This is a genomic window from Actinoplanes sp. NPDC049599 (genome assembly GCF_044465625.1).
Classification (GTDB): Bacteria; Actinomycetota; Actinomycetes; order Mycobacteriales; family Micromonosporaceae; genus Actinoplanes.
Window position 1 is genome coordinate 75,329 of sequence record NZ_JBITLX010000036.1, and the last position, 11,665, is coordinate 86,993.

Annotated in this window: 8 protein-coding genes; 4 read left to right on the forward strand and 4 right to left on the reverse strand. The window is 74.5% G+C overall.

The genetic code is table 11. The features are described 5' to 3' along the window. Positions 1–6: 6 nt before the first annotated feature. Entirely contained in the window at positions 7–1,530 is a 1,524-nt protein-coding gene (gene glpK / locus ACIBQZ_RS38565) for a glycerol kinase GlpK (protein ID WP_396093879.1), read from the reverse strand. A gap of 28 nt (positions 1,531–1,558) precedes the next feature. Beyond that, a complete protein-coding gene (locus ACIBQZ_RS38570) occupies positions 1,559–2,326 on the reverse strand; it encodes an IclR family transcriptional regulator (protein ID WP_396093880.1) in 768 nt (255 codons plus the stop codon). A 109-nt stretch (positions 2,327–2,435) separates the two neighbouring features. Here ACIBQZ_RS38570 and glpK (ACIBQZ_RS38575) point away from each other — a divergent pair, with 109 nt between their 5' ends. The 3 genes from glpK (ACIBQZ_RS38575) to araD all read left to right on the forward strand — a co-directional run bounded on the left by glpK (ACIBQZ_RS38575) (position 2,436) and on the right by araD (position 6,505). Next, entirely contained in the window at positions 2,436–3,938 is a 1,503-nt protein-coding gene (glpK, locus tag ACIBQZ_RS38575) for a glycerol kinase GlpK (protein ID WP_396093881.1), read from the forward strand. A gap of 26 nt (positions 3,939–3,964) precedes the next feature. Further along, positions 3,965–5,689: an FAD-dependent oxidoreductase gene (locus ACIBQZ_RS38580; RefSeq protein WP_396093882.1), complete on the forward strand. Its 1,725-nt coding sequence runs from the start codon at positions 3,965–3,967 to the stop codon at positions 5,687–5,689. 102 nt (positions 5,690–5,791) lie between these two features. Next, positions 5,792–6,505 carry an L-ribulose-5-phosphate 4-epimerase AraD gene (gene araD, locus ACIBQZ_RS38585; protein WP_396093883.1) on the forward strand — a complete coding sequence of 238 codons (714 nt, stop codon included), beginning with the start codon at positions 5,792–5,794 and terminating at the stop codon, positions 6,503–6,505. Here araD and ACIBQZ_RS38590 read toward each other — a convergent pair. Then, complete coding sequence (locus ACIBQZ_RS38590) at positions 6,499–6,999, reverse strand: CAP domain-containing protein (protein WP_396093884.1); 501 nt, start codon at positions 6,997–6,999, stop codon at positions 6,499–6,501. The genes araD and ACIBQZ_RS38590 overlap by 7 nt on opposite strands. A gap of 193 nt (positions 7,000–7,192) precedes the next feature. Between ACIBQZ_RS38590 and ACIBQZ_RS38595 the strand changes: the two genes are divergently transcribed. Continuing rightward, positions 7,193–10,423, forward strand: coding sequence for an ATP-binding protein (locus ACIBQZ_RS38595; protein ID WP_396093885.1), 3,231 nt, complete (start codon positions 7,193–7,195; stop codon positions 10,421–10,423). Between the two features lie 116 nt (positions 10,424–10,539). Here ACIBQZ_RS38595 and ACIBQZ_RS38600 read toward each other — a convergent pair whose 3' ends face one another. Continuing rightward, complete coding sequence (locus tag ACIBQZ_RS38600; RefSeq protein WP_396093886.1) at positions 10,540–10,734, reverse strand: hypothetical protein; 195 nt, start codon at positions 10,732–10,734, stop codon at positions 10,540–10,542. Between the last annotated feature and the right edge of the window lie 931 nt (positions 10,735–11,665).

Genomic DNA, 11,665 nt, shown 5'->3' on the forward strand with positions numbered 1-11,665 from the left:
GGCGGGTCACCGGGTCCGGACGCCGGCCGGGGTCCGGACCCAGCCCAGCGTGCGCTCCACCGCCGCCTGCCAGTTCTCCTGTTCCGCCGCTCGCCGTGCCGGGTCCAGCGCCGGGGTCCACTGCGCCGCCCGGTGCCAGTTGCGGCGCAGGCCCGCCAGGTCCGGCCAGTAGCCGACCGCCAGCCCGGCCGCGTACGCCGCGCCCAGCGACACCGTCTCGGCCACCATCGGCCGGACCACCGGGACCTCCAGCACGTCGGCGATGAACTGCATCAGCAGGTTGTTCGCGGTCATGCCGCCGTCGACGTTGAGTGCGCGCAGCGTCAGCCCGGAGTCGGCGTTCATCGCGTCGACCACCTCGCGGGTCTGCCAGCCGGTGGCCTCCAGCACCGCCCGGGCCAGGTGTCCCTTGGTGACGTAGCTGGTCAGTCCCGCGATCACACCGCGGGCGTCGCTGCGCCAGTGCGGGGCGAACAGGCCCGCGAAGGCCGGGACGATGTAGCAGCCGCCGTTGTCCTCGACCGTGCGGGCCAGCGTCTCGATCTCGGGGGCGCTGGTGATCAGGCCGAGGCCGTCGCGGAACCACTGGACCAGCGAGCCGGTCACCGCGATCGAGCCCTCCAGGGCGTACGTGGCGGGCTCGCCGGCGATCTGGTACGCGACCGTGGTGAGCAGGCCGTGCTGTGACCGTACCGGTTCGGTGCCGGTGTTGAGCAGCAGGAAGGCGCCCGTGCCGTAGGTGCACTTGGCCTCGCCCGGCGCGAAGCAGGTCTGGCCGAACAGGGCGGCCTGCTGGTCGCCCAGCGCGGCGGCGATCCGCACGCCGGGCAGCGCCGCGGTGGCCGTGGCGTAGACCTCCGCGGAGGGCCGGATCTCCGGCAGCATCGCCGCGGGCACCCCGAAGAACGCCAGCAGGTCCTCGTGCCAGCTCCGCGTGCGCATGTCCATCAGCATCGTGCGGCTGGCGTTGGTGACGTCGGTGACGTGCACGCCGCCGGCCGGGCCGCCGGTGAGGTTCCAGATCAGCCAGCTCTCCATCGTGCCGAACAGCACGTCGCCGCGCTCGGCGCGCTCGCGCAGGCCCGGCGTGTCGTCGAGCATCCAGCGGATCCGCGGCGCGGAGAAGTAGCCGGCCAGCGGCAGCCCGCAGCGGTCCTGGACCGCGCCGGCCGCCGGGTCGCGGGCCAGGTCGGCGACCAGCCCGGCGGTCCGGGTGTCCTGCCAGACGATCGCCGGGCGCACCGGTACGCCGGTGTGCCGGTCCCAGAGCACCGTGGTCTCGCGCTGGTTGGTGATGCCGAGCGCGGCCACCTGCGCCGGGGTGATGCCGGCCTCGGCCAGCGCCTGCGGGGCCACCCGCCGCACGTTGCGCCAGATCTCGGCGGCGTCGTGCTCCACCCAGCCCGGCCTCGGGTACGACTGGTGGTGCTCGCGCTGGGCCACCGACACCAGCCGGCCCTGCCGGTCGAAGACGATGCACCGCGTGCTGGTCGTCCCCTGGTCGATCGCCACCACGAACCGGTCGCTCATGCGCCCACCTCCGGCAGGTCCGGGGAGATCATGTGCCGACCTTCGTCAGGTCCCGGGAGACGTTGCGGGCGATCTCGCGGACCAGCGTCACCAGCTGCGGCCGGGCCCGGCCGGCGGTGTCGCAGACCCGGTCGGTCGGCCCGGAGACGCCGATCGCGCCGACCACCAAACCCCCGTACGTGCGGATCGGCGCCGCGATGCCCGACTGCCCGGCGGTCGCCTCCTCGACCTCCACCGCCCAGCCCTGCTCGCGCACCTCCGCCAGCGCGCGGCGCAGCGCCACCGGCTTCACCACCGTCCGCCGGGTGTACGCCGTCAGGGGCCCGGCCCACAACGCCCGCGCGCTGCCGGCGTCGTGGGCCAGCAGCACCTTGCCCAGCGCGGTCGCGTGCGCGGGCAGCAGCGCCCCGGTCTCCAGCTGCTGCGGGGTGTCGTCGGGCCGGAACACGTGGTGCACGACCAGCACCTGGCCGTCGGCCAGCGCGCCGACCCGGACCGCCTCGCCGCTGCGGGCGGCCAGCGGGTCCGCCCAGTTGATCACGCGGGAGCGCAGCTCGTTGCGGTCCAGCGCGCGGGTGCCGGGCACCAGCACCTGCGCGGCCAGCTGGTAGCGGCCGGTGGCGGCGTCCTGCTGGACGAAGCCGACGTGCTGCAGGGTGCGCAGGATGCCGTGGGTGGTGGCCTTGGCCAGGCCCAGGGACGCGGCGATCTCGCTGGCGCGCAGCCAGCCGGGACCCGCCGCGAGCAGCCGGATCACGGCCGCCGCGCGCTCGATGGACTGGATCAGGCCGGGCACGTCCGCGATCGTAGCCGGGAAAAACGTTCGACATCGTCGTACCACCGTCGTTGCCGCGGGGTTTCGGCCTGCCTACCGTTCGGCGCAGGGCAACGGGGAGGGGCGGTCGGTGGCGGACTTCGTCGGCGCGGTGGACCAGGGCACCACCAGCACCCGGTTCATGATCTTCGATCGGACGGGCGCCGAGGTGGGCCGGCACCAGCTGGAGCACGCGCAGCTGATGCCCCGGGCCGGCTGGGTGGAGCACGACCCGCTGGAGATCCTGCGCAACACCGAGACGGTGATCCGAGTGGCGTTGCGGGACACCGGGCTGGGTGCCGCGGACCTGGCCGCGCTGGGCATCACCAACCAGCGCGAGACCACCGTGGTCTGGGACCGCCGCACCGGCCGGCCGCTGCACAACGCCATCGTCTGGCAGGACACCCGGACCGACCGGATCGCCACCGCGCTGCACCGCGACGGCCGCGCCGAGCTGGTCCGCGAGCGCACCGGGCTGCCGCCCTCGCCGTACTTCTCCGGCGGCAAGCTGCAGTGGCTGCTGGAGCACGTGGACGGCCTGCGGACCGCCGCCGAGCGGGGCGACGCGGTGTTCGGCACGATCGACACCTGGCTGCTGTGGCACCTCACCGGCGGGGCCGACGGCGGCGTGCACGTCACCGACGTGACCAACGCCAGCCGCACCATGCTCATGGACCTGGAGTCGCTGGACTGGGACGACGAGCTGCTGGCGATCTTCGGCGTGCCGGCGGCGATGCTGCCGGAGATCCGGCCGTCGGCCGAGGTCTACGCCACGGCCACGGCCGTGCTGCCCGGCGTGCGGATCGCCGCCGCCCTCGGCGACCAGCAGGCCGCGATGGTCGGCCAGGTCTGCTTCGCCCCCGGCGAGGCCAAGAACACCTACGGTACGGGCAACTTCATGCTGCTCAACACCGGCACCGAGGTGGTCCGGTCGAAGAGCGGCCTGCTCACCACCGTCTGCTACCAGTTCGGCGACGCCGCCCCGGTGTACGCCCTGGAAGGCGCGATAGCGGTCACCGGCGCCGCGGTCCAGTGGCTGCGCGACCAGCTCGGCATCATCACCGACGCGGCGCAGAGCGAGACCCTGGCCGCCCGGGTGCCGGACAGCGGCGGTGTCTACTTCGTCCCCGCGTTCTCCGGGTTGTTCGCGCCGTACTGGCGCTCGGACGCGCGCGGGGCGATCGTCGGGCTGTCCCGCTTCGACACCGGCGCGCACATCGCCCGGGCCACCCTGGAGGCGATCTGCTACCAGAGCCGGGACGTCATCCAGGCGATGGAGCGGGACTCCGGGGTCCGGCTCGACGTGCTCCGGGTCGACGGCGGGGTGACGGCCAACGCGCTGTGCATGCAGTTGCAGGCCGACATCCTCGGCGTACCGGTGAGCCGTCCCGCGGTGGCCGAGACCACCGCGCTCGGCGCGGCCTACGCGGCCGGTCTCGCGGTCGGCTTCTGGTCCTCGACCGACGAGCTGCGGGAGAACTGGCGGGAGGCCCGGCGGTGGGCCCCGTCGTGGTCGGCCGAGCAGCGGGCCGACGGCTACGCGGGCTGGCAGAAGGCCGTCCAGCGCACCCTCGACTGGGTCGACGTCGGCTGAACGCCGCACAACGAAGGGATTCGGTCATGAGAACAGGAACACTGTCTCCGCAGGCCCGCGCCCACGCGATCACAGCGCTGTCCGGCGGTGCGGAACTGGACGTGCTGGTCATCGGCGCCGGGGTGGTCGGTGCCGGCAGCGCGCTGGACGCCGTGACCCGCGGGCTGTCGGTCGGGCTGGTCGAGGCGCGCGACTTCGCCTCGGGCACGTCCAGCCGGTCCAGCAAGCTGATCCACGGTGGCCTGCGCTACCTGGAGATGCTCGACTTCGGGCTGGTCCGCGAGGCGCTGCGGGAACGCGGCCTGCTGATCCAGCGGCTGGCCCCGCACCTGGTCCGGCCGGTGCCGTTCCTCTACCCGCTGCAGCACCGCGGCTGGGAACGGCTGTACGCCGGCGCCGGCGTCGCGCTCTACGACACCATGGGCATCTCCAGCGGCAACGCCCGCGGCCTGCCCCGGCACCGCCACCTCGGCCGCCGCGCCGCGCTGCGGGTCGCCCCGGGGCTGAAGCCGGAGTCGCTGGTCGGCGCGTTGCAGTACTACGACGCCCAGGTCGACGACGCCCGGCACACCATGTTCCTGGCGCGGACCGCTGCCGCCTACGGCGCGCACGTCGCCGCCCGCACCCGGGTCACCGGCTTCCTGCGCGAGGGCGAACGGGTCACCGGGGTGACCGCGGTCGACCTCGAGCACGACGTGGAGTTCGAGATCCGGGCCCGCCAGGTGATCAACGCGACCGGGGTGTGGACCGACGACACCCAGGCGCTGGTCGGCGAGCGCGGCCAGTTCCACGTCCGCGCCTCCAAGGGTGTGCACCTGGTGGTGCCGCGCGACCGGATCCACTCCGGCACGGGCCTGATCCTGCGCACCCCGACCAGCGTGCTGTTCGTCATCCCGTGGGGGCGGCACTGGATCGTCGGCACCACCGACACCGACTGGGACCTCGACAAGGCGCACCCGGCGGCGTCCAGCCGCGACATCGACTACCTGCTGCACCAGGTCAACAAGGTGCTGGTGACGCCGCTGACCCGCGAGGACGTGCAGGGGGTCTACGCCGGCCTGCGCCCGCTGCTGTCCGGCGAGTCGGAGATGTCGTCGCAGCTGTCCCGCGAGCACACGGTCGGCAGCCCGGCGCCGGGGCTGGTGGTGGTGGCCGGCGGCAAGTACACGACGTACCGGGTGATGGCGCGGGACGCGGTCGACGCGGCGGCACACGGTCTCGGCGACGGGGTGCCCGCGTCGTGCACCGAGAACGTGCCGCTGCTGGGCGCCGAGGGCTTCGCGGCCCTGTGGAACCAGCGCCGGGTGCTGGCCCGCGAGGCGGGGCTGCACGTGGCGCGGGTCGAGCACCTGCTGCGCCGCTACGGGACGCTGGTCGACGAGGTGCTGGCGCTGGTCCGCCGGGACCCGTCGCTGGGCGAGCCGCTGCCGGGCGCGGGCGACTACCTGCGGGCGGAGATCGCGTACGCGGCCGCGCAGGAGGGCGCCCGGCACCTGGAGGACGTCATGACCCGCCGGACGCACATCTCGGTGCAGACCTTCGACCGCGGGGTGGCCGCCGCCCGGCCCGCCGCCGAGCTGATGGCCGCGGCGCTGGGTTGGAGCCCGGAGCAGGTGGACCGCGAGGTCGAGCACTACACGGCCCGGGTGCGCGCGGAACGGGCGTCGCAGGAGCAGCCGGACGACGAGACGGCGGACGCGGCCCGGCTGGGCGCGCCGGAGGTGGTCCCGCTGGTCGGCCGGCCCGGCTGAGAAGGTGGGCGGCCTCCGCACCCGGCCTCGGTGTGACCGTTAACATGACTGCGGGCACCGGCCGGACCCGTCGGCCGCCCGCACCGAGGAGGGACGACCCGCATGACGAACGCGGATGACCGGGAATTGCGTGACGCCGTGCTGGAGGCCAACCGGCTCATCCCGAAGGCCGGGCTGGCGGCGCTCACCTGGGGCAACGTCAGCGGCGTGGACCGGGCCGCCGGGATCTACCTGATCAAGCCGTCCGGCGTCGCGTACGACGCGCTGACCGCCGACCTGCTGGTGCCCGTCGACCTGGAGACCGGCCGGGTGGTCTCCGGGCGGCTCAAGCCGTCGGTGGACAGCGAGACCCACCGCGCCTTCTACCTGCGGTGGCCGTCGATCGGCGGGATCACCCACACGCACTCCACCCACGCGGTCGCGTTCGCGCAGGCCCGCCGGGACGTGCCGGTGCTGGGCACCACGCACGCCGACACCTTCAGCGGCCCGATCCGGGTCACCCGCGACCTGACCGAGCCGGAGTGCGCCGACGAGTACGAGTTCAACACCGCCCGGGCGATCATCGAGCTGGTCGGCGGCGACGCCGAGGCGACCGCGACCCCGGCCGCGCTGGCGGCCAACCACGGGCCGTTCACCTGGGGCAAGGACCCCGGCAAGTCGGTGGAGCACGCCATCGTCTGCGAGGCGGTCGCCGAGATGGCGCTGAAGACGCTCGCGCTCAACCCGGCCGCGGCGGCCCCGCCGTGGCTGCTCGACCGGCACTACACCCGCAAGCACGGCGCGGGCGCCTACTACGGCAACGACCCGGCTCAGTAACCGAAGACCTGGGTGTAGTAGGTGTGGCCGGCGGCGTTGACCGCGGCGCCGACGCCGGCGGACCGGGACCGGCAGTTGAGGATGTTCGCGCGGTGGCCGGGGCTCTTCATCCACGCGGTGACGACCTCGGTGGCGGAGCGGTAGCCCCAGGCGATGTTCTCGCCGGCGGGACGGGCGAAGCCGGCGGCGCGGGCCCGGGTCGCGAAGGTGGAGCCTGCGTTGCCGGTGTGGGAGAACGTGCCGGTCCGGGCCATCCAGGCGCTGTGCCCGACCGCGGCGGCGCCGAGCTGGGCGTTGACCGTGACGGCGGCGCAGCCGTGCGCGGTGCGCTGGGCGTTGGTGAGGCGGGCGATGTCCGCCTGCAGCGTCTGCAGGGCCGGCGTCTGGGCCTGCCGCGCCGGTGCGGCCTGGGCCGGGGAGGCGACCATCGAGACGCCGACGGCGGCGGGGGCGATGAGGGCGGCCAGGACGAGACGGCGAAGCAGCGAGCGCAAGAGGGACCCTTTCGACGGACGGCGCCTGGCCGACCGCCAGGTTCACTTGTCCCTTCGGTCCCCCGCCGGGCCCGTTGATCGCAGGACGGCTGCCGCCCGGTCGCCGTTCGGTTGCCGGCCGGCCGCCGAACTGTCGGGAATCTTGCGGTGACCAGCGGGTCCACGCCGCGCGGCACGCTCGTACGCTGGCGGCGTGACCACTGAGGCGGTGGGCGCACCGGGCCCGGTCCTGCTGTGCCTGGCCGGACCGTTTGCGATCCGCGACAGCGGTGCCGCCGCCGCCCTGCCCGTGATCGGCAGCCGCAAGGCGCGCACCCTGCTCAAGCTGCTCGCCGTCCGGCGGGCCGGGCCGGTGCCGATGGACCGCATCGTGGACGTGCTGTGGGGTGACGCTCCCCCGCGGCGGGCCGCCGACAACGTCGCCACGCTGGTCAGCCGGCTGCGGGCGCGGTTCGGGGCGGCGCTCGTCACCGGCGGCCGGGACGGCTACCGGCTGGGCCGGGCGCCCGCGGTCGTCGTCGACCTGGACCTGGCCGCGGCCGACCTGACCGGCGCCGCCGCGCGGCTGGCCGCCGGTGAGCCGGGGCTGGCGGCCGCGGTGGCCGCCCGGGTGCTGGAGCTGCTCGGCACCGGCGAGGCGCTGCCGGAGGACCGGGACGCGGAGTGGGCGCGGCCGGCCCGCGCCGAGGCGGCCGAGCTGCTGCGCCGGGGCCGGCAGCTGGCCGCGGCGGCCGCGCTGGCGACCGGCGACGCCGAGACCGCGCGGGACCTGGCCGGCGCGGCGATCGGGGCGGATCCGTACGACGAGGCCGCGCACCGGCTGCTGATGGAGGCCGAGGCCACGCTCGGCCGGCCGGCCCGGGCCCTGGCGGCCTACGAGCGGCTGCGGGTGGCGCTGGCCGAGGAGTTCGGCACGGACCCGGCGGCCGAGACCCGCGAGGTCCACCTGCGCATCCTGCGCGAGGAGCCGGCAACCGCCGCGCGCGTCCCGGGACCGGCCGTCGCGGCGGAGGCGCCGCTGACCGGGCGCGCGGGCGAGACGAGCCGGCTGGCCGGCGCCTGGCGGGAGGCGGCCGCGGGGCGCCCGGCCCTGGTGCTGATCAGCGGGGAGGCCGGGATCGGCAAGACCAGGCTCGCCGGTGCGGTGGCCGAGCTGGCCGGGCGCACCGGCGGGGTGGTGCTGTCGGTGCGTTGTTACGCCGCGGAGAGCTCGCTGTTCCTCCAGCCGTTCGTCGACGCGCTGGGCGGGCACGCCGCGCGGTCGCCCGCCGCGCTGGTCCGCTCGCTGGCCTCACCCGCCCTGGCCGAGCTGGTGCCGCAGGTCGGCGCGCTGGTCGGCGACGAGCCCGGGCCGGCGGTGGCCCCCGACCTCGCCCGGGGGCGCGCCTACGCGGCGGTCACCGCGTACCTGTCCGGGATCGCCGCCCGGCAGCCGGTGCTGCTGCTCCTGGACGACCTGCACCACGCCGGGCTGGCCACCGTGGAGCTGCTGCACTACCTGGCCCGGCACGCCCGCGGGCGGCTGCTCGTGCTGGCCACGGTACGGGCCGAGGAGGGCGCCCCGGTCCTGCACGCCCTGGCCGCGGTGGCCGACCGGCTGGACCTGGGCCCGCTGCCCGCCGACGCGGTGACCAGCCTCGCCGCCGGCGCCGGGCAGGCCCAGCTGGCGCCGCGGATCCTGCACCGCACGGGCGGGCACGCGCTGTTCGTCGTGGAGACGCTGCGCGCGCTGGCCGCCGGCGACCAGGGCATCCCGGAGTCGTTGCAGGCGGCCGTGCTGGCCCGGGTCGCGCGCACCGGCACGGCGGTCGAGGAGCTGCTGCGCGCCGCGGCGATCCTGGACGCCACGATGGAGCCCGGGCTGCTCGCCGACCTGCTGGCGGTGCCGCCGGCCGAGGCCGTCCGCCGGTGCGAGCAGGCGCTCACCGCGCGGCTGCTGGTGGTGGCCGGGCGGGCGTACGAGTTCGCCAACGACCTGATCCGCGAGGTGCTCTACACCACGACGCCGGCGCCGGCCCGGGTCGCGTACCACCGGCGGGCCGGCGAGCTGCTCAGCGACCACCCGGAGCAGGTCGCCGCGCACGCGCACGCCGCCGGTGACTGGGACCGGGCGGCCCGGGCGTACCTGGTCGCCGGGGAGCAGGCCGGTGGCCGGTTCGCCGCCGCGGACGCCGAGGCGCTGCTGACCAGCGCCCTGGAAGCCGCGGAACGGGCGCAGGCGCCGGAGGTGACCGGGCGGGCGTACCAGGCGCGCGGGCGGGTCCGCGAGGCGCTGGCCGCCTATCCGGCGGCGCTGGCCGACTTCCACGCGGCCGTGCGCACCGCCCGACAGGTCGGCGACCGGCGGCTGGAGATGATCGGGCTGCGGGAGCTCGGCGGGGACGCGCCGATCGCGCTCGGGCAGCCGATCGGGCAGTGCGTGGAGCACCTGCGCGCGGGCCTGGCCATCGCCGGGTCGCTGGGCGACCGCACCATGGAGGCCGACCTGCTGAGCCGGCTCGCGGTCGTCTCCGGCGCCCGGCTGCAGCTGGCCGACGCGCTGATGTACGCCCGGCGCGCGGTGCTCACCTCCCGGTCCGGCCACGACGAGCGGGCGCTGGCCGTGGCGCTGGACGGGCTGAAGACCAGCTGGGCGTACCTGGGCGAGATCGGCCGGCTGGTCCCGGTCCTCGACGAGCTGGAACCGTTGCTGCACAAGCAGAACGACCTGTGGCGGCTGCAGTGGGCGCTGTTCGAGGGCGCGTTCCCGGCGATCGCGGCGGGGCGGTGGGGTGACGCGCTGGACCGGATCGAGGCGGCCCGGGAGGTGAACCGGCGCAGCGGCTACGGCGCGTACGCGGGCTGGTTCGTCGGCAACCTGGGCTGGGTGCACCAGCTCCGCGGCGACCACCGCCGGGCGATCGGGTACGGCCGCCGCGCGTACGCGCTGACCAGCGACACGAACCACCCCTGGTGGCGGGTCGCGGCCTGCGCCCAGCTCGCCGGTTCCCTGCTGGCCGCCGGCGCCGGCGCGGAGGCCGTGACGCTGCTGGAGGAGGGGTGCGAACGGGGCGGCGGCGAGGCCTACCGGCTCCGGTGCCTCGGGCCGCTGGCGGCGGCGACCGGTTCCCGGCGGCTGCTGGCGGAGGCCGACGCGCTCGTGGCCGGGATCCAGACGCCGCCGGGCTGCGCGTGGCTGTTCGGCGCGGACGCGTACCTGGCGGTGGGGCGCGGGTGGCTGCGGCACGGCGAGCCGGCTCGGGCCCGTACCGTGATCGCGCCGGTGCTCGCAGCCGCGAACCGCGTGCCGTGGCGGCCGGTGCAGGTGCCCGCGCTGGTCCTCGACGCGGCAGCGGCCGAGGCGGCCGGCGCGGAATCCGCACCACAGCGGGCCACCGCCGAGCGGCTGGCCCGCGAGTTCGGCCTGACCCACCTGGTGACCTAGGCCGCAACGGGTGTGGCGCGTTCCGATCTGCCGGATCGCGCGTGGGCGATCTTGGAGCCGTTGCTGCCCGAGCTGGGCGGACGGAGGCCGCCGGTGACGTGATCACCGGCAGGTCATCAACGGAGACGGGCCGAGGACGGCACCTGGGCGATGATCGGCATGAGGTCATCGCGACGGCCGCAGCCGAGGGTTACATCGAGCAACGAGCCATCGTGTGCAGTAGTGGAGCGGTCGGCTTTCGCCATTTCTGGATCGCGGCCCGCCGCAACCCGGCAATGCGGGATTTTCCCCTGGAGGTTGAGGGGGTTCATCTCAGGAGGAAAGGGGCGCGAGTGGTGGACCTTGTAGCAATGTGGTTCGGCTGGAGAGTCTTTTGCGTGGTTGGTGTATCGGGCGATGGCAATAGCCCGCCGGAGTGACGTGGGCCGCGCGCCGACCGCCACCGACGCGCAAGATTTCGTTCTTGTTGATGTGGGGTGAGCTCCGAACCTTAAGTCCACAAGATCGACAATTTGCTGCTCGCTTCGTGACTTTTACGCCCTTTGTTCCCTGAGGATTCCTGCGATGTGAGAATCCTGCTCAATGTGTGGGCCAGTGCTGCGGGTTCGGCGGTGGGCTGGCCTCCGGCAATGCTTGGCGCGGCCGTTTCGGCGCGGCAGAAGCGTGTCGCCCGTCCGGGGGATGGCGATCGATCATCACAACAGCCATGCAAAAGACTCTGGAACGTTTTAGCTCACCAAGATCTACGGGAAGGCTGCGACGGCGCTGAACGGCGAAAGTCGGCCGCACCCGTGCTTTCCAAGATCTGTGAAGCGGTCGGCAGCTGCCCCTCGGTGCGGGCGCCGTTTGTGTCGGCCGCTGCGGGTGCCCGTGAGCTGGTTGCGGGCTGTCGTCGTGGTCCCCCTGGTGGGACGCTCAGCTCAGCCGGCTCTTGAAGTGAATCTTGCATCGGGCCGGTCGACCCGAGGTCCCGGAATCCTCGGCGAGAACTTCGAGAAGCCGCCCGACCGCCGAGGGCCCAGGCGCGAAAGGGGCTCCGCCACATGACGAGAGTTGAGTGGTGCGCTCGACTTTCGCCATTCAGCGCCGTCGCAGCCTCAACGGCAGCCCTTCTTGCAGATCTTGTCAAGCTAAAACGATCCAGCCGAACCGCCGAGTAGCCGGAGGGAGTTTCACCCTCCGGCCCTCACAGATCCGTACGTGACAGTCTCCTGTCATACGGCTCTTGTCGTCCTGATCATC